Origin of the sequence: Ralstonia sp. 1138, from assembly GCF_040544795.1 — a bacterium.
Lineage (GTDB): Bacteria > Pseudomonadota > Gammaproteobacteria > Burkholderiales > Burkholderiaceae > Ralstonia > Ralstonia flatus.
In genome coordinates, this window is sequence record NZ_JBEPKQ010000007.1 from 145,139 (window position 1) to 163,960 (window position 18,822).

An 18,822-nucleotide genomic window follows, 5' to 3' on the forward strand; every position below is an offset into this window, starting at 1 on the left:
TACGTGCGCAAATATGGATCGGCTTTCTGACGTGGTGGTCTTCGTGCAGGTCGTGCAGCGCGGCAGCCTCTCGGCGGCGGCCGATGCATTGGGCATGTCGCGCGGGGTGATCAGCAAGGCGCTTGCGCGGCTGGAGGCGCGGTTGCAGACGCGCCTGCTGCAACGGACGACGCGGCGCCTGTCGCTCACCGAAGCAGGCGCCGCGTTCTTCGAGAAAAGCCGCGAAGGTCTGGCGCTCGTCGATGCAGCGGAGCAGGCCGTGAGCGCCTTGCGCGATGAGGCGCGCGGCACGTTGCGCGTGTCGGCGCCGGCCTCGTTTGCGGTGACACTGCTGGCGCCGCTGCTGGGCGCATTCCAGGCGCGCTACCCCGCAGTGCAGATCGATCTGGACATGAACGACCGCTACGCGGATCTGGTGGCGGGGCGCATCGACGTGGCGATCCGCATCGGCATGCTGGAGGACTCGTCGCTGGTGGCGCGGCGGCTGGCGGACTGCGCGCACGCCATCTACGGCGCGCCGTCGTATTTTCGCGAGCGGGGCATTCCGCAGTCGCCGGAGGACTTGCGCGACCACAACTGCCTCGTCTACGCCAACTACGACGGGCCGCACGACTGGGTGCTGACGGACGCTGCCGGCCAGCGTCACGTCGCACACGTCACCGGCTCGATGCTCGCCAACAACAGCCTCGTCCTGCGCGAGGCGGCGCGTTCAGGGCTGGGCGTGTCGCTCGGGCCGGCGTATCTCGTGCGCGACGATATTGCGGCCGGTCGGCTGCAGGCGGTGCTGACGAGCTACACAGCGCGCGAGGTGCCCCTGCACGCCGTGTTCACCCAGCGTGTGCATCTGCTGCCGAAGGTGCGGGCGTTTGTCGATTTCCTGGGCGATCACCTGAGCCGCACCGGCGTGATGGGGCCATTGCCGCCGTCCGCCTAGGCTTGCTCGCGGCACTTCTCCAGCACGTCGAGCAGCGCCTGGCCGTAGCGGTCCAGCTTGGCCATGCCGATACCCGGCAGCTCGCCGAGCGCCTCGCGCGAATCCGGATCGGTCTCCGCAATGCGCGCGAGCGTGGCGTCGTGGAAGATCACATACGCCGGCACGCTGTGCTCGCGCGCGGCCTGCGTCCGCCAGGCCCGCAACGCCTGCCAGCGCACCTGCGCCTCGGTGGAAAGCTCGGCGGCCGGATCGGCGCGGCGCTCCTTCTTCGTCGACGATGACGACGCGCCGCGCACCTTCTCGGCCTGACGGCGCAGGATCACCGGCTGCTCGCCCTTGAGCACGGGGCGCGCCGCGTCGGTCAGGATCAACGCACCGTGGCCGCCGTGGTCCACCGCAAACAAGCCCTGCGCGACCAACTGGCGGAATACGCTGCGCCAAGCGGCTTCGGACAGATCGCTGCCGATGCCGAAGGTGGACAGCGTTTCGTGATGCCACTGCTTGATGCGCTCGGTGGCGTTGCCGCGCAGGATGTCGATGAGCTGGCCCGCGCCAAAACTCACGCGGCTGGCTTGCTGGACGCGGTATGCGCACGACAGCGCCATCTGCGCCTCGCGCGTGGCATCCCAGGTTTGCGGCGGCGTGAGGCACGTATCGCAGTTGCCGCAGGGCTGGCTGCTTTCGCCGAAGTACGCAAGCAGCGCCACGCGGCGGCAGGTTGCGGCTTCGCACAGGCCGAGCAGCGCTTCGAGCTTGGCGGTCGAGACGCGCTTGTGCACATCGTCCGCATCGGACTCGTCGATCATGCGGCGCTGCTGCACCACGTCGGCCAGGCCATACGCCATCCACGCGTTGGCGGGCAGGCCGTCGCGGCCGGCGCGGCCGGTCTCCTGGTAGTAGCCCTCCAGGCTCTTGGGCAAATCAAGGTGCGCAACGAAGCGGACGTCCGGCTTGTCGATGCCCATGCCGAACGCGATGGTCGCCACCATCACGACGCCCTCCTCCTTGCGGAAGATCGCCTGATGGCGGGCGCGCACTTCGGAGTCCATCCCGGCGTGATACGGCAGCGCGCGGATGCCCTGCTCGGCCAGCCACTGCGCGGTCTCTTCCACCTTCTTGCGCGACAGGCAGTAGACGATGCCGGCGTCGCAGGTGTCGCCGTCCATGTGCTCGGCGCGAATGAAGCGCAGCAGCTGCTGCCGCGCGCTGTCCTTCTCGACGATGGTGTAGCGGATATTCGGGCGGTCGAAGCTGGAGAGGAAAACGCGTGCGTCCGTCAGCGCTAGCCGTTCCACGATCTCGTCGCGCGTGACGGCGTCCGCCGTGGCCGTGAGCGCAATGCGCGGCACGTGCGGGAAACGCTCGTGCAGCACGGAAAGCTGGATGTACTCGGGCCGGAAGTCGTGCCCCCACTGCGACACGCAATGCGCTTCGTCGATGGCGAACAGGCCGATGCGCGATCGCTCAAGCAACTCGAGGAAGCGCGGCGTCATCAACCGCTCGGGCGCCACGTAGACGAGGTCCAGCCGCCCTGCCGCCAGATCGCGCTCGACCTGCGCGGCCTCGGCGCCCGTCAGCGCGGAGTTGAGATACGCCGCGCGCACGCCAGCCTCTTCCAGCGCGGCCACCTGATCCTGCATCAGCGCAATCAGCGGCGACACGACGATGCCGGCGCCCTGCCCGCGCCGGTGCCGCACGAGCGCGGGTATCTGGTAACAGAGCGATTTGCCGCCGCCGGTCGGCATCAGCACGAGGCAATCGCCGCCGTCGGCGACGTGCGCGACGATTTCCGCCTGCGGGCCGCGGAAGGCGCTGTAGCCGAACACATCGTGCAGCACCGCATGCGTGGCGGCGGCGGTGTCTTCGGGCAGCGCCTGCAGCGCGTGATCTATGGCGGGAGAGTCGTACATCGGGACGGCGGGTGCGCGCGGTGTCACGCGCGGGCTGGGCGAAACCGCTATTGTGACAAACCCCGCCGAGGGGCGGTCAATCAGGACAGTCGGATTGTCGGAAACGCTGCGCTCAGACCTTGCGTGCAACGATGCGATGGATCGTCCGCCCCGACGATTGGCTAACGGCCGCTTCGTCGAAAACCACTTCAGTGCCGGCCAGCGCCTCGCGCACGGGCGCCGCATCGAACGACGTGAACAGCCGGCCGCGCCCATCGCGCTGGTCGGCGTCGGGCGTGACGCGCCAGCTCAGATACAGCGTGCCGCCCGGGCGCAGCAACGACACCAGCCGCTGCACCGCCGCACCAATCTGGTCCGGCGGCAGATGCATGATGACGGTCTCGCAGAGAACGTTGTCGAACGCGCCTTCGGCAATGCCGACAAGCTCGGGGAGCAACGCGTGCCGGAACGACAGCCCCGGATATTGCTCGCGTGCCGCTTCCAGCAGCGCGGCAGACGCGTCGTAGCCGACCGCCGGATAACCGTTGGCGTTGAGCCACGCCACCTCGCGCCCCGCGCCGCAGCCGATGTCGGCGGTGGCGCCGCCTGCCTTGAACTCGCGGCGCAGCAGCGCGTACAGGTCTTCAGGCGCCGGCTGGTCGCGCCACTCCTGCGCGAAGGTTTCGGCGAGCGCGTCGTAGGCGGCAACGGTCTGCGTGTCCATGGCGACTCCGGTCGTGTGGGCTACTTCATCGTGAAACTGCGCAGCAACGTCAGATCGCCGGCCTTGCGCATCGGCACGACAAACGTCTGCTGGCGTTCGGACGGCGTGTTCTCGTCGGTAATGATGGTGACGGTGGCGGTGGTGATCGCGCTGCGGTCGTTGCCGCTGCCGTAATAGTTCACGTAGACGAGGTACGTGCCGGGCACCGGCGCCGGGTTCGAATAGATCTCTGGCCCGTAGCCGGTGGTGACATCCACGTCGAGCGCGCCGCCGTTTTCAACCACGCGGTTGCCGTACCAGGCGTGCTGCCCGTCGGGCGAGATGACATGCAGGTCGAGATCGGTGCCGTCGGTGTCCCACGCGAGGACCACGCGCAAACGCGGACGCTGCTTGCCGGTGTAGCTGTCGTAGAACTGCACGCGCTTGGCGTCACCGCGCGCGCTGCGCACCTCGACGCTGTTGCTGCCCGCGCCAAATGCGTACGGACGCGAGAACGTGCCGTCGGCCTCGATGCGCTGCGGCATGGCCACGCCGTTGACGATCAGCGTACCGACCGACGCGCCATCGGCGCCACGGCGGCGGCGCGGGTTGTTCTCGTCGGTTGCTGCGGCCGCCTTCGGCTGGTTGCGGATGCGCCCGGCGATCATGGACGCCACGCCCTGCCCTTGCGGCGTGGACACCGACACCGCCGGGTAATGCACGTCCTGCGTGTAGCGGGAGTCGTCGCCCGCCGAATTGCGCCAGCCGTTGAGCGGCGCGGTGATCTCGACATTGCCGGCATCGGTTTGCGCGAGCACGCTGCCCGCGGCCGCAAAGGTGGCCAGCGCGATGACAACGGCGAGACGGAAAGTGGAAGGCGTCATGTGGGTCACGTCAGAAGCGGATCGATTTCATCAGCGCCAGCTCGCCGATCTTGCGCAGCGGCACGCTGACAAACTCGCGCCGCTCGTTTGGCGTGTTCTCGTTATAGATCAGCGTCAGTTGCGCGGTGATGAGATCGCGGTCGTGCGCTTTTTCGTCGAAGTTGTAGCCGCCGGCGTTGAAGTTGCCCCAGTAGTTCACGTAGAACAGCCACACGCCGGGGCGCGGCGCGGCGGTCGAGAAAATCTCGGGGCCCGCACCGTCGACGCTGTCCACGTCGAGGCCGCCGCCGTCGGACAGCAGCGGTTGCGCCCAGAACGCGTGATCGCCAATCGGCGAAATGACGTGCATGTCGACCTCAGCGCGCGGGTCGTCCCACGTGAGGACGGCGCGCAGCTTGGCCGACGTCTTGGTGGTGTCGGCCTCGTAGAACTGCAGGCGTTGGCGCGATTGGCCGTCGGCACTGACGATTTCGACACTGTTCGAGCCCGGGCCGAACGCCCAGGGGCGGGCGAAGCGGCCTTCGCCGTCGCCATACAGCGGCATGGCGTTGCCGTTGACGACAAGCACCGGCGGGCGGCGTTGCTTGCCGGCCGCGCGGATGCGTCCGGCGATGAGCGTGCGGTATTTTTGGGCGCCGCGGTCCACGGGCGGTTTTGGATACGCCGCGGTGTATTGCTCCAGCTCGTTGGTCAGCTTGCTGTTGCGCCATCCGCCGATCGGTCCTTCCAGATCGGCCACCGGCTCAGCCAGCGCCGAAGCGGCCAGCAGCAGCGCAACGGTGCCCAGCGCCAAGCGCGTCATCCCACTCTTCACAGCAAACCCTCCCCTCGGATCAGGCGACGCGCCATCGCCTCGACAAACTGTTCGTCCTGCCCGCGCGGGTGGCGCGCAAAGGCAAGGTGCAGATATTCGTGCGTCAGCGCGATGCGGTCTTCCTCGGTCGCGAGCCGGTGCACGTAGAGCCGGTTGCGGCGTGCATCAGCGTACGGCCGGCCCTCGTGCACGACGCACACGGCGGGCAGCGGCGGCGCCTCGTAGCCTGGCTCGGCAGCCAGGCGGGCCGACCAACCCGGCGCGCGCGCCTGCAGCCACTGCTGCGCACCCGCCACCGGCGCGCAATCGCCCGCCACCGGGCTCTGGAACGACGTGAGCGTCGCCTGCGGCCACCACTGCGCGAGGATTGCGTCGAACCCCTGGCCGCTTTGCGCGGCGGCGCGCGCCGCGGTCCAGCTCATCTGGCCACGCGCGCTGATGGTGCCGTGGTACTGCACGGACTGGCCGGTCAGCACCAGCGCGTCGGTAAATTCGGCGGCGTTGCGCGCAGCGGCCTGCGGCGGGCGCGGCAGCACGCGCTGCGTCCGCGAGCTGTCGGCGATGCGGTAACAGCCCTTGTCGCGCGAGGCGTGCTGCACGAGGTAGCTGCGCGCCGCCACGGCCAACGCACGCGCGGCCTGCGGCTCGGCGAGTTCGCCTTCGCGCTCGACCACGCGCGCCACGTAGTCGTTCATGCCCAGACGGCCGCTGATGACGGGCACGTTGTTCTGGCGCGCGAGCGTCAACTCGCCCTTGCTCTCGATCGGCAGCGTGTTGCCGTTGACGAAGCGCACGGCATAGCGGCCTTCCAGGCGACCGGCGGCGACCGGCTTGCCGCTGGCGTCGCGCACCTCGCGAATCGGATAGCGCGCAAAGAAGTCCACCACGACACAGGCATCGTCGTCGGGCACGGGCGTCTGTTCGATCAGCGGCGTCAGGCGCGGTGCGGCAGCGGCCAGCACCTGGTTGCTCGACCCGGCACCGCCCAGCCAGACAGGCGTGCCGTCGGCCAGCCAGCCCGCGGCCCCGCCGATCGACGCGCCGGGCCGCTGCGGGTCGGGCATCGTCCAGGTCTTGGCGCGCAACAGGCCGCCGAAGTCCGACACCGTGCCCTCGCCACGCCCGACGGTCAGCACAGAGACGAGCGTTTGCGCGGCCGTTTCGCGCCCATCGGCCGGAACGCTGCGCAGCGCGGTGAGCAGATCGGCGACCGGCACGCGATGCGTCGGCTGCATGGCACGCAGCTCGCGCAGCCATGTGGGCGATCCGGCTTGCTGCCAGAAGCGCCGCCAATCCGCGCGGTCCAGCCCGAGACGCGCCGGTTCGAAATAGCGTCCGCACGACTGGATGAGCGCGCGCTCGCGGTCGATGCTGTTGCCGGCGGTGCAGCAGTAGACCTCTTCAGGGTCGTTACCGTGGCACGTGTAGTCGGGCGTGCTGAGGCGGCGCGAGACGAGGTAGCTGTAGACGAAAAGCTTCCAGACGCTGCCGAGCGGTGTTTCGGTGTCGCGCGGCAACGCGGTGGCTTGCGGCACGCCGCCGGCAGGGTCAGCGCTGAACTGCCAGAGCTTGGCGTCATCGCCTTGCAACGCGGCATATCGCAACGGTGGAAGCGACTGCCCCACCGGCGCGGCCATGGCGTGCCCAGTCTGCCCGCCAAGCGCGCAGGCGCCGCCAGCCCAGAGCAGGCCGGTCAGCACACCACGCGCGAGCAGGCGGGAAAGCATCGCCGATCACTCCACCTTGAACGGATAGCTGGCCGTCTTGCCGTCGCCCTGGAACGCCTTGGCTTCCGGCTGGTACATGCGGAAGTAGCGCACCGGCGGCAGCGCAAAGCGGCCCGGCAGCGAGAAGCGCACCAGCTGGCGCAGCACGGTCGGGCGCTCCAGGGCGGGCACCGGCTGGTTGTACGAGAGCTGGCCCATTTCGTACGCGGCCTTGCGCTCGAACGCCTGCGCGCCGTTGCCTTCGTTCGGCTCACCCTTCAGCCCGTCGATCTGGATGCCCCACGTGGTGGCTTCCACTTCGGCGCCCGGCGGCAGCGGCACCTCGACCAGGCCGTAGCGGTACGTGCCCTGGCGCGGCGTCAGCACGACCTCGTCGACGTAGAGCGCGTTGCTGTCGAGCGTGTCGCCCGGCTTGACCGGCTTGGCGGTAAAGGCGATGCCGCTGCTGCTGGTGTCGGCCGCCGGCTGCTTGGGCGCCTTCGGGTCCGGCTTGGCCGGTGCCGAATCGATCGGCTCCAGACGGTACAGCTTGCGCTCCACCGTGATCGGCAGCTTGGAGGCCTCGGCGGCGCGGCTGCGGTACGACACGATGGCCGATTGCGTGGTCACATCGGTCGGCGCCGTCGTCAGGTCCAGCGCGGCGGGGGCTTGCGCGCCGGTCCAGCGCCACGTCGGCACACCGACCGGCGAGCGCGTCGCCTGCCAGCCGCCCGCCGAGACGGCCGGCTGGATGGTGGCAACGCTGGCGCCTTGCAGGCCGCCCAAACCCTTCTGCAGCCAGACCAGCGCCACCGCGCGATCCATCGTCGGCATGGCGGCGCTGGCGCGGGCCAGCAGCGGTGCCGGGTCGGTAGCCGAGCGGCCACCGCCCATCAGCAGCAGGCTTTGCACCAGCGGGGAAGTGTCGGCAGCCAACGCATTGCGCGCGGCGATGTCAGCGGAGACCAGCGCTTCCGGCACCGGCTGGCCGACTTGGCGCATCAGCTGTGCCGTCAGCACCGTCGCTACCTGACGGCCGCGCGGCGAATCCGGCGCCACGAAGATCAGGCTGTCGCCCGCGGCGGGGTCGGCGTCGGCCGAGGCCTTGGGCGCCTTGCCGCCACTGGGTGCAAGCTCGTTCGCCACGCCCGACAGCGGCGTCGCCACGGGCAAGCCCATCTCGTTGGCAAACCACAGCGCCAGCGCGCGGTGCAGCAGCGGCTCGTTCTGGCTGGTGCGCTTGTAGGCTTCGAGGACCTGCTTCCAGTTGTCTGCCGGCAGGCTGATGCCGACTGAACGGCTGGCAAGCCAATCCGCGTAATACGCATACGACGTGATCAGCGCGCTACTGGTGGTCAGCTCGCCCCACCAGCCGAAGGTGCCGTTGGTGCCCGCCAGCAGTGCCAGACGCTGGCGTTGCGTGCGCAGCAGCGCGTCGACGCCCTGGGTGCCAGCCGGGCCGCCGTCGCCGAGGCGCGTGCCAGTGGCCGCCAGACTCTGCTGGGCCAGTGCCAGCGGAATCAGCCGGCTGGCGGTCTGCTCGGCGCAACCGTACGGATATTCGATGAGGTCATCGGCCACACGAGCAAACTGGCTGGCCGTGTTGCCGACCACGCGCAGACGCACGTCGCGCGCATCGGCGGGCAGGCCCAGCGGCAGGCGCGTGCCCTGCAGCTGCGTGAGCGGGACGACGTTTTCGCGGTCCGCCAGCCAGCCGGTCGCATCCAGCTTGAGCGTGGTCTGCAGGCGGTCCGAAACCTTGTCGTCCTGCTTCAGCTCGGCATTGACCACACCCGCCTGCAGCGCCGTGACGGGCGCGCGCAGGTAGTTGGCGCCGCGCTTGAGCGTCACGCGCTGGTTGATGTTCAGGCCGGCGCCCGAGACGATCCAGTCGGCGGTGATGTCCTTGTCGGTCTGGTTGAAGGCGACCATGTCCAGGCGCGGCTGATCGCTTTCGCGGAAGCGCTGCGGGCCGGTCCACTTCAGGTACAGCGGCTTGTCGGAGCGGATGCTCGCCGTGCGCTGGCCAACGATGCCGTCCGATGCGCCGGTGGTGGACACCGCGCGCACCGTGATGCGCCAGCGCGCCAGCGAATCCGGCATCTTGAAGGTCATGCGCGCACGGCCATCTGCGCCGGTCTGCAGGTTGGCGACCCAGGCAGCGGTGTCCTTCTCGTCGCGGCGCGGGCGTTCGAGCACCTTCACGCCGCGCTCGTTGTGACGGCCGTACGTGCCGCCCGGCTTGCCCGGCAGCGACGCAAGCGCCAGGTCATAGCTGATGAAACTCTGGCTCGACGTGGTGCGCACGCTGTTGCGGCGCGGGTGATAGAAGAAGTCGACGATGCTGGGCGCCACTTCAGGCTGCAGCACGTAGATCATTTCGTCGACCACCGACACGGTCAGGTTGGCCGGTACAGGCTTGCCCGCCAGCGCGCTGGTCAGGTCCAGCGTGACGGTCTCGCCCGGCGCGTAGACGGCCTTGTCGGCATGCACGCCCAGGTCCAGCGTCGGTTGCGTCACGACAATGCCGGCATTCTGAAACACCATGTCGCCGTCGCGCACGTACAGCACCGAGAACGTCATGTTGGGCGCGAACTCTGCACCGATCTTGATGCGCGCGCGATACTGCGACGGCGTGACCTTCTGCAGGCTCAGCCATTCGCCGCCGCGCGTGAGCAGCGCGTGGCGCTCCACCTTGTCGCGCTCGAGCGTGAGCAGCGCGTCGTCCACCGGCAGCGGGAAGGTGATCAGCGCTTCCGCCGTGTCGCCAATCTGGTAGCGATCGCGGTCGAACACCATTTCGATGTTGCCCGGCACGGTCTGCACGCCGTCGCCGGCGACCCAGTGGCTCGATGCGGCGAGCAGGTTGCCAGCAGCATCGCGCACCGACAGCGTGTATGAGCCCGGCTGGTCAAACTTGACCGGGAACGTGGCGTTGCCCTTGGCATCCGGGGTGAGTGTGCCTTCGGTGCGCGTGCGCGTTTCCAGGCGCACCAGGTCCCACTTGGCGGGCGGCGCGCTGGCACCGCTTGCGCCACTCGCAACCGGCATCGGCGTGAGCGTGAACGACACGTTCTGCCCCGGCGTGGTGAAGTTCGACGTGGTCGACAGCTTGTACGGCGTCGCGCCACGTGCGATGAGCAATTCGCGCGTCACCTTCACGCGGTACGCCGCGCCATCGTTGGCAAACACGGTCACGACGTAGCGGCTCGGTTCCTTGGCGGCGGGCAGCTCCAGCTTGGCGTTGCCGTCGCCATCGGTGACAAGCTCCTGCTGCTCCAGCTTGACGGGGAACAGGCCCGCGTAACGCAGCTCGCCTTCCACCATCGTCACCTGTTGCGCGCGCAAGCTGACCGACACCTTGCCGTTCTTGACCGGCTTGCCGTCCGGATAGCGCAGGCTGATCTTGCCCTTGACCGCTTCGCCCGTGCCGTAGCTGGCCTTGTCGAGCGACAGGTTCACGTCAAAGTGCGGCTTGATGTATTCGGCCACGCGGAAGGCGCCGCCGTATGTGCCGCCGTTGTAGTCGAAGCGCAGCGAGTAGCCGCCGGCCGGCGCGTTGGACGGCAGCGTAAAGCGCGCGTCAGCGCCCGTCTCGCCCGTCAGGCGCGTGGTCGTCGTAGCCACCGGCGCACCATTCGGGTCGAGCACTTGCAGCTTGATGTCGCCGGCCGCCGGCACCGTCGATTCGGTCGCGTTCTTGAAATTGCGGCCGATGAACTTGACGCTCACTTCGTCACCCGGCCGATACAGCGGGCGATCGGTGAAGGCGTACAGCTTGGTGTTGTAGATCTCGCTGTCGTAATAGAAATTCTCGGAGATGAACACGCCGCCCGCGCGGTCGCTGCCGATCACGTAGCTGCGTTCGGGCGAGACGTGGCGCAGGTCGGCCGTGCCGTCCGCTTCGGTGGTGCCGGAGGCCAGCACGCCTACGCCGTCGGTCCAGTTCACCGATGCACCGCTGACCGGCTTGCCGCTCTTGCGCTCGGCCGTCCACACCATCATCCCTTGCGACGTGCCCTTGGTGACGGCCACGGTGTCCGACACGAACAGCAGCGTATGCGCACGGTACGCCCCAATCACGGCTTCAACGATGTACAGACCCGCCGGCAGCTTGCCCACCGGGATCATCACGTTGCCGGCGTTCTGCGGCATCCATTCGCTGCTGCTGCCTTCGAGCTTCACGTCCTTGGGCGGCGCAATGGGCTTGGCATCCCAGATCGGGTAGCGGAACCGGCCCAGCAACTCGTAGCCCTTGAGCGGCGCGTATTGCGGGTTGTTCGAGAAGCGCGTGGGCGCGGTCATCTGGTCGCCCATGCTGAACTGCGGCGCGGTCTCCACGGCCTTGCTGCGTGTGGCGAACGACAACACGCGCTGCCAGGCACGGCGGGCCTGGCGCGTCCAGTTGTCCCACAGATAGGCCAGCGTGTTGGCCAGGCCTTCGCCCGTGTAGTTGGCCTTGACGTCGATGCGGTGCAGGTTCTTCTGCGCCTGCAGAAACTCCAGCGGCTGCGGCACGCGGTAGACGAGGATGTCTGCGCCGCCGTAGCGGGAAAGTTCGTCCTTGTATTCGCGGCCCGGGGCTTCGAGGCGGACCAGCGCTTCCTGATCGGTGCCGTAGCTCGCATCGGAGAGCAGGAAGAACGGCTGCCCCTTGATCGGCTCGTAGCCGCTGCCCGGCACGTCGAACAGCGTGGGGTTCGGCGCTTCCGGCGCGTCAGCCGCGTGCGCTGCGGGCACCGAAGCGACCAACGCCAGCACCGTCACGCAGACGGCGGCAACGAGATTGAACGACAGCCAACGGTTGCGCATGAGTTTTTCTACCGTGTCAAAAAGGCCAGACGAAACACGCCGATGAAGTTGGGGTTGCCGCTCTGCGGCTGCCAGCGCGAGTCTTTCCATTGCATCAGTTCAGAAACCGGGACCGCGCGCAGGCCGTTGTCGGTGCGGGTGACGGTACCGGTGTGGTAAGCGATGTAGCGATCCATCCAGATCATCAGATGCTGGTCGTCGCCTTGATCGAAGAAGAGCAGATCGCCCGGGAGCGCCTGGTTGACGTCCTTGGCGATGAAGCGGCTGTTCTGCTGGATGAGCCCCAGCGCCGAGACATACGCGCCGGTGCTGCCATCGAAGCGTGCCCACCGCTGCGTAAGCGTGCGTTGGGCGGGCGTGAGATTCAGCTCGGGCGGCAGTTGCCGTGTGGATTCGGCATCGCGCATGCCGTTGGCGCGCAGCCAGCGGGCGTCGTGGGGGCGCAGCGCCTCGCCGGCGGCAAAGCGCACGAGGCCGGCGCAGTCGCGATGCGTCCAGCGCGGCGTCGGGCCTTGGCGGAGCTGCTCGTTGACGATGCGAACGAACCACGCGCGAAACACGCTCGATTGGTCCGCCGTAAGGGCATCGGCATCCGCCGGAGCCGTGTCGGCCCAGCCCGACAGCGCATGTACAGACGGAGCGAGCAGGCAGACGCCAGCCGCCGTCAACCAACGGCGGCGGTTCAACGCGGCGGCCCGGGCGCGCAACGTCATTGCTGCGTGCTGGCGTTGTCTTCGGAGGCGGGCGCCGCAGCCGCTGTGGCGGGCGCGTCGGACACCGGAGCTTGCGCTGCCGCTGCGTCAGCCGGGGGCGGCGTGCCATCGCCACCGGCAGGCAGACCGCGGCCGCTGGAGAGCCACGTCACCGGCACCCAACCGCGCGCCGACGGCACACCGCCGTCCAGCGCCAGCGACACGGGCGCGTACCGCGACAACGCCTTGAGCTTCGGGAACAGATGCGTCTGCGCGGCGTTCAGGAACACCGCTTCCTGATCGGCGGGCAGCGCGGCACCGGCTTCGCGGCGAACCAGCGGCGCGAGCGATGCGGGCGTCATCGTCAGGACGATGCGATCGGTCTTGTCCTTCGGCAGGCTATCGGCCACGGCGGGGAAGCGCTTGGCGAGCACCGCTAGGGCGTCTTCAACGAGGCGCGCGTCCGGCGAGAACACGACCACGTCGCCCGCAATCGCCAGCGTGACCGGGAAGTAGCGATCCGCCGACAGCTGCGCCGCAAACGGTGCACCGGCCGACTGCGCGGTACCGTAGCGCGCGCTGACCGGGCGCTGCCACAGCGTGGCGTTGGCGGGGCCCGGCTTTGTCGTCACCGGCAGGCGCTTGTACGGACCGGACTTGTCATCGGCCTGGGCCTTGGCTTCGTACGAACCGACAATCTGGCCGAACAGCGCGCCGAGCGCCGGCTTGACGGCTTCTGCCTGCGACGCCGATGCCAGCTTCGCCACGAACAACGGCGCCACCAGCGACGACTTGCCGTACCAGCACGCAGCAGCCGGCCCCGCAAATGCATCGCCGACATGCGCGGCGGCGTCGCCGATCTCCTTGGCATCGCCCGCCACGGACTTCAGCAGCGTGCCGGCGGCCTTCCAGTCGACCGGCAGCGTCGCGCACGCAGCAGGGTCAGACGGCAGCGCGCGCCAGAGCCCGGCGTTGTCCCACTTGGCAGAAAGCCGGGCCGGGTCGATGAGTGCGGCGCTCTGCCAGCCATTGCCCCCGCCGTCTTTGCCCGCACTGAAGTCGAAACGCAGCGCTTCAATGCCGGGGAAGTATTGCTGATAACCGAACGACAGATAGTTGGCGCTCACCACAACGTGATGGCCCGTCGGTTCCTGCGCGGGCAGCGCGTACGCCGTGCCTTGCACATTGCGCTTGCCGGCGTCGTCGGAGAACAGCGCCGCCAGCGCGTTCGCCTGCTTGGAGATCGGCTTGCCGTCCTTGTCCAGCAGCATGCCGGGCTCGGACAGCGCGATCAGCCGGTCGCCCTTGCAGGCAATCAGGATCGAACGCGTGGCCGAAAGCCTGAGCGCATAGACCGGCGCGCCCGAATCGCCCAGCCCATCGGCGACCTTGCTGAGCTGTGCATCGCTCGTGGCCACGGTGGCGACAGCTTCCAGCGCCTTGGCCAGGCCGTTGCGCTGCATCGAGAGCACCCAGTAGCGCAGCTTGTCGTCCGGGCCGCGCCACAGCATCACGCGCGCGGGCTCGTCAAACACGTGCTTGAGCACGGTCTCGGCCAGGTCGAGCTTCTGCTCGTACGCCAGGCGGCGCAGCGCACCGGCCACCGAGAGGCGGTCTTCGTTGCCTTCGTAATAGGCGACGAAATCTTCGGTCAGCACGTCGCGCAGCAGCGGCACACGCAGCACGTCGCGCGGCAGTTGCGACAGGCTCTGGCTGTCGATGAGGGCGTCGGGATAGGTCAGGTCGAGCTGGACCTGGCGGGCGTGCAGCGCGCGTGTGCGGCCAAACGGGTGCCAGACCATCTGCACCACCGCCGCGCCGGCAACGACCAGGGCGACCGCACCAACGGCGATCTGCTTGCGTGTGAGCTTCATGGAGGAATCGTCGGCAAGACTGGAGGGGCCGGCGACTTGCTGGAACCTGCTCCGCTGGAGGGCGCGCAGATTGTAAAAAGTGCCGGTCTATAACCGCGAAATCATAGCGGTTGGCATGTTAAGGCGGGTTAACGTTTCGAGAAATTCGGAATCGGGCAACGCCGGTGTTGTTTCGTGTCTGCACACGGCCCGGGGCCAAATTGCGGGCAAAAAAAAGCCCGGCACGTGGCCGGGCTTTGATGGTGTTGCAAGCGATCGCTTACGCGTCGCCTTCTTGCTGAACAGCAGGCGTTTCGAAGATCGAAGCGGCTTCTTCTTCGGCAATCGCCGCAGCGCGGTCGCGGTCGGCCACTTCCTTCGCCTTGCGGGCGCGGTGGTAGGCCAAGCCGGTACCGGCCGGGATCAGACGGCCAACGATGACGTTTTCCTTCAGACCACGCAGGTCGTCGACCTTGCCCATGATGGCGGCTTCGGTCAGCACGCGCGTGGTTTCCTGGAACGACGCCGCCGAGATGAAGCTGTCGGTCGACAACGATGCCTTCGTAATACCCAGCAACAGGTTTTCGTAGGTCGCCGGACGCTTGCCCAGCGCGATCACCTTGTCGTTCTCGTCGAGCAGGTCCGAACGCTCCACCTGTTCACCCGGGATGAAGCGGGTGTCGCCGGTATCGACGATCTGCACGCGGCGCAGCATCTGACGAACAATCACTTCGATGTGCTTGTCGTTGATCTTCACGCCTTGCAGACGGTACACGTCCTGCACTTCGTCGACGATGTAGGTCGCCAGTTCTTCCACGCCCTTCAGACGCAGGATGTCGTGCGGGTCGGCCGGGCCTTCGACGATCATTTCGCCCTTGTTGACCACCTGGCCGTCGTGCACCAGCACCTGCTTTTCCTTGGCGATCAGGAACTCGTGGGCATTGCCGTCGAGATCCGTAATCACCAGGCGCTGCTTGCCCTTGGTGTCCTTACCGAACGAAACCGTACCGGTGACTTCCGCCAGCACGGCGGCGTCCTTCGGCGAACGGGCTTCGAACAGTTCGGCCACACGCGGCAGACCACCGGTAATGTCACGCGTCTTCTGCGATTCGGTCGGGATACGTGCGAGCACTTCACCCACATGCACTTGCTGACCGTCCTTCACGGTGATCAGCGCGCCCACCTGGAAGCCGATGGTCACGGAGTGGTCCGTGCCCGGGATCTTCACTTCGGCGCCCGACGAGTCGAGCAGCTTCACCTGCGGACGGATGCCCTTCGTGGCAGCGGTACGACGCTTCGCATCGATCACCACCAGCGTCGACAGACCGGTCACTTCGTCCATCTGCTTGGCGACGGTCACGCCTTCTTCGACGTTCTCGAACTTGATGGTGCCCGAGTACTCCGAAATGATTGGACGCGTCAGCGGATCCCACGTGGCGAGCTGCGTGCCGGCCTTGATGGACTGACCATCCTTGACCAGCAGCGTCGCGCCGTACGTGATCTTGTGGCGCTCACGCTCACGGCCGTGGTCGTCGGTGATCAGCGCTTCGCCCGAACGCGAGATGACGATCTGCTCGCCCTTCGCGTTGGTGACGTAACGCATGGTCGCCGTGAAACGCACGGTACCGGTTGCCTTCGCTTCCACGCTCGATGCCACTGCCGCACGCGATGCCGCACCACCGATGTGGAACGTACGCATCGTCAGCTGCGTACCCGGCTCACCGATCGACTGAGCAGCGATCACACCGACTGCTTCACCGGAGTTCACCAGCACACCGCGGCCGAGGTCGCGACCGTAGCACTTAGCGCACAGGCCGTAACGCGTGTCGCAGGACAGCGGCGTGCGGACCTTCACTTCGTCCACGCCGAGCGCGTCGATCAGGTCGACCATGTCTTCGTCGAGCAGCGTGCCGGCTTCGATCGCGGTTTCCTGCGTTTCCGGGTTCACCACGTCGTTGACGACCACGCGGCCCAGGATACGGTCGCGCAGGGCTTCGATCACTTCACCGCCTTCGACCAGGGCCTTCATGGCCACGCCGTTGGAGGTGCCGCAATCGTCTTCCACCACCACCAGATCCTGCGTCACGTCGACCAGACGACGGGTCAGGTAACCCGAGTTCGCGGTCTTCAGTGCCGTATCCGCCAGACCCTTACGTGCACCGTGGGTCGAGATGAAGTACTGCAGGACGTTCAGGCCTTCGCGGAAGTTCGCGGTAATCGGCGTCTCGATAATCGAGCCGTCCGGCTTGGCCATCAGGCCACGCATACCGGCGAGCTGACGGATCTGCGCTGCGGAACCCCGTGCGCCCGAGTCGGCCATCATGTAGATGGAGTTGAACGACTCTTGCTTGACGGTGTTGCCGTTGCGGTCGACCACGTCTTCGGTCTGGAGCTGCTCCATCATCGCCTTGCCCACCTGGTCGCCGGCGGCGCCCCAGATGTCCACGACGTTGTTGTAACGCTCCTGGTCCGTCACCAGACCCGACATGTACTGCTTGTCGTATTCCTTCACCTTGGCGGCCGCCTCGGAGATGATCTTCTCCTTGGCGGGCGGCACCAGCATGTCGTCGATGGCGATCGAGATACCGGCGCGCGTTGCCAGGCGGAAGCCCGACTGCAGCAGCTTGTCAGCGAAGATCACGGTTTCGCGCAGACCGCACTTGCGGAATGCCGTGTTGATCAGGCGCGAAATTTCCTTCTTCTTCAGCGGCTTGTTCAGCACCGAGAACGGCAGACCCTTCGGCAGGATTTCCGACAGGATCGCGCGGCCGACCGTGGTCGATTGCAGCGTGATCTTCGGTGCAAAACGGGCGTCGCCGTCGGCTTCCGGGTTCACCAGCTCATACTCGGTGATCCGCACGTTCACGCGCGAAGCCAGTTCGACTTCCTTGTTCTCGTAGGCGCGGATCACTTCCGAGATGTCGGCGAAGGTCATGCCCTCGCCCTTGCCGTTGATCTTGTCGCGGGTCGTGTAGTACAGACCCAGCACCACGTCTTGCGACGGCACGATCGACGGATCGCCGTTGGCCGGGAACAGCACGTTGTTCGACGCCAGCATCAGCGTGCGCGCTTCCATCTGCGCTTCGAGTGACAGCGGAACGTGAACAGCCATCTGGTCACCGTCGAAGTCGGCGTTGAACGCCGCGCAGACCAGCGGGTGCAGCTGGATGGCCTTGCCTTCGATCAGCACCGGCTCGAACGCCTGGATACCCAGACGGTGCAGCGTCGGCGCACGGTTCAGCATCACCGGGTGTTCGCGGATCACCTCTTCGAGGATGTCCCACACCACCGGCGTCTGGCTTTCCACTTCCTTCTTCGCCGCCTTGATCGTGGTGGCGATGCCCATCGTTTCCAGCTTGTGGAAGATGAACGGCTTGAACAGCTCGAGCGCCATCAGCTTGGGCAGGCCGCACTGGTGCAGCTTCAGCGTCGGGCCCACCACGATGACCGAACGGCCCGAGTAGTCCACGCGCTTGCCCAGCAGGTTCTGACGGAAACGGCCGCCCTTACCCTTGATCATTTCAGCCAGCGACTTCAGCGGACGCTTGTTGGCGCCGGTCATCGCCTTGCCGCGACGGCCGTTGTCCAGCAGCGAGTCCACCGCTTCCTGCAGCATGCGCTTTTCGTTGCGCACGATGATCTCCGGCGCCTTCAGCTCGAGCAGACGCTTCAGACGGTTGTTCCGGTTGATCACGCGGCGATACAGGTCGTTCAGGTCCGACGTGGCGAAACGGCCGCCGTCCAGCGGCACCAGCGGACGCAGCTCGGGCGGCAGCACCGGCAGCACTTCGAGGATCATCCAGTCCGGCTTGATGCCCGAACGCTGGAATGCCTCGAGCACCTTCAGGCGCTTGGCGAACTTCTTGATCTTGGCTTCCGAGCCCGTAGCTTGCAGCTCGGCGCGGATCGTCTCGATCTGCTTCTCGATGTCGATGCCGCGCAGCAACTCGCGAATGCCTTCGGCGCCCATCATGGCGACGAACTCGCCTTCGCCGTACTCGTCGCACTTGGCCAGGTAGTCGTCTTCCGACATGATCTGGCTCTTCTTGAGCGCGGTCATGCCCGGCTCAACCACGACGAATGCTTCGAAGTACAGCACGCGCTCGATGTCGCGCAGCGTCATGTCGAGCACCATGCCCAGACGCGACGGCAGCGACTTCAGGAACCAGATGTGCGCGGTCGGCGCAGCCAGTTCAATGTGGCCCATGCGCTCACGGCGCACCTTGGCCAGCGTCACTTCAACGCCGCACTTCTCGCAGATCACGCCACGGTGCTTCAGGCGCTTGTACTTGCCGCACAGGCACTCGTAGTCCTTGATCGGGCCGAAGATCTTGGCGCAGAACAGACCGTCACGCTCGGGCTTGAACGTACGGTAGTTGATGGTCTCAGGCTTCTTGACTTCGCCAAACGACCACGAACGGATTTTCTCAGGCGACGCGAGGCCGATCTTGATCGCGTCAAACTGCTCTTCTTGCTGTACCTGACGGAATAGGTCGAGCAATGCTTTCATTCCAAACTCCTTGAGTTTGAGGCTG

The 18,822-nt window shown here is 67.0% G+C and carries 10 protein-coding genes; 1 reads left to right on the forward strand and 9 read right to left on the reverse strand.

Annotated features, from left to right (window positions below; translation table 11 throughout):
* The first annotated feature begins 13 nt into the window (after positions 1 to 13).
* Positions 14 to 934 (forward strand): LysR family transcriptional regulator, encoded by a 921-nt coding sequence (locus ABIC76_RS24325; RefSeq protein ID WP_354535480.1) that lies wholly within the window; start codon positions 14 to 16, stop codon positions 932 to 934.
* On the opposite strand, the gene recQ is transcribed toward ABIC76_RS24325, so the two are convergent.
* From recQ to rpoC, 9 genes are all read right to left on the reverse strand, one after another.
* Positions 931 to 2,844: a DNA helicase RecQ gene (gene recQ / locus ABIC76_RS24330; protein WP_027680277.1), complete on the reverse strand. Its 1,914-nt coding sequence runs from the start codon at positions 2,842 to 2,844 to the stop codon at positions 931 to 933. The genes ABIC76_RS24325 and recQ overlap by 4 nt on opposite strands.
* A 112-nt stretch (positions 2,845 to 2,956) precedes the next feature.
* The gene (locus tag ABIC76_RS24335) at positions 2,957 to 3,547 is read right to left on the reverse strand and encodes a class I SAM-dependent methyltransferase (RefSeq protein WP_354535481.1); all 591 of its coding nucleotides are present in this window, start codon (positions 3,545 to 3,547) and stop codon (positions 2,957 to 2,959) included.
* Positions 3,548 to 3,567: 20 nt separating this feature from the next.
* Positions 3,568 to 4,410 (reverse strand): YfaP family protein, encoded by an 843-nt coding sequence (locus ABIC76_RS24340; protein WP_354535482.1) that lies wholly within the window; start codon positions 4,408 to 4,410, stop codon positions 3,568 to 3,570.
* A gap of 10 nt (positions 4,411 to 4,420) precedes the next feature.
* Positions 4,421 to 5,212, reverse strand: coding sequence for a YfaP family protein (locus tag ABIC76_RS24345; protein WP_232041201.1), 792 nt, complete (start codon positions 5,210 to 5,212; stop codon positions 4,421 to 4,423).
* Positions 5,213 to 5,220: 8 nt separating this feature from the next.
* Positions 5,221 to 6,951, reverse strand: a complete 1,731-nt coding sequence (locus ABIC76_RS24350; RefSeq protein WP_354535483.1) for a YfaQ family protein — start codon at positions 6,949 to 6,951, stop codon at positions 5,221 to 5,223.
* A 6-nt stretch (positions 6,952 to 6,957) separates the two neighbouring features.
* Positions 6,958 to 11,742, reverse strand: a complete 4,785-nt coding sequence (locus ABIC76_RS24355) for an alpha-2-macroglobulin family protein (protein ID WP_354535484.1) — start codon at positions 11,740 to 11,742, stop codon at positions 6,958 to 6,960.
* An 8-nt stretch (positions 11,743 to 11,750) separates the two neighbouring features.
* Positions 11,751 to 12,455 (reverse strand): DUF1175 domain-containing protein, encoded by a 705-nt coding sequence (locus ABIC76_RS24360; protein WP_354535485.1) that lies wholly within the window; start codon positions 12,453 to 12,455, stop codon positions 11,751 to 11,753.
* Complete coding sequence (locus ABIC76_RS24365; protein ID WP_354535486.1) at positions 12,452 to 14,308, reverse strand: DUF2138 domain-containing protein; 1,857 nt, start codon at positions 14,306 to 14,308, stop codon at positions 12,452 to 12,454. Before ABIC76_RS24365 ends, ABIC76_RS24360 begins: the two co-directional genes overlap by 4 nt.
* Before the next feature lie 259 nt (positions 14,309 to 14,567).
* A complete protein-coding gene (gene rpoC / locus ABIC76_RS24370) occupies positions 14,568 to 18,797 on the reverse strand; it encodes a DNA-directed RNA polymerase subunit beta' (RefSeq protein ID WP_009241878.1) in 4,230 nt (1,409 codons plus the stop codon).
* Positions 18,798 to 18,822: the final 25 nt, after the last annotated feature.

Excerpts from the sequence above, each read along its gene's own strand:
- ABIC76_RS24325 (WP_354535480.1), top strand. The coding sequence starts at position 14 with ATGGATCGGCTTTCTGACGTGGTGGTCTTCGTGCAGGTCGTGCAGCGC.
- recQ (WP_027680277.1), bottom strand. The coding sequence starts at position 2,844 with ATGTACGACTCTCCCGCCATAGATCACGCGCTGCAGGCGCTGCCCGAA.
- ABIC76_RS24335 (WP_354535481.1), bottom strand. The coding sequence starts at position 3,547 with ATGGACACGCAGACCGTTGCCGCCTACGACGCGCTCGCCGAAACCTTC.
- ABIC76_RS24340 (WP_354535482.1), bottom strand. The coding sequence starts at position 4,410 with ATGACGCCTTCCACTTTCCGTCTCGCCGTTGTCATCGCGCTGGCCACC.
- ABIC76_RS24345 (WP_232041201.1), bottom strand. The coding sequence starts at position 5,212 with ATGACGCGCTTGGCGCTGGGCACCGTTGCGCTGCTGCTGGCCGCTTCG.
- ABIC76_RS24350 (WP_354535483.1), bottom strand. The coding sequence starts at position 6,951 with ATGCTTTCCCGCCTGCTCGCGCGTGGTGTGCTGACCGGCCTGCTCTGG.
- ABIC76_RS24355 (WP_354535484.1), bottom strand. The coding sequence starts at position 11,742 with ATGCGCAACCGTTGGCTGTCGTTCAATCTCGTTGCCGCCGTCTGCGTG.
- ABIC76_RS24360 (WP_354535485.1), bottom strand. The coding sequence starts at position 12,455 with ATGACGTTGCGCGCCCGGGCCGCCGCGTTGAACCGCCGCCGTTGGTTG.
- ABIC76_RS24365 (WP_354535486.1), bottom strand. The coding sequence starts at position 14,308 with ATGAAGCTCACACGCAAGCAGATCGCCGTTGGTGCGGTCGCCCTGGTC.
- rpoC (WP_009241878.1), bottom strand. The coding sequence starts at position 18,797 with ATGAAAGCATTGCTCGACCTATTCCGTCAGGTACAGCAAGAAGAGCAG.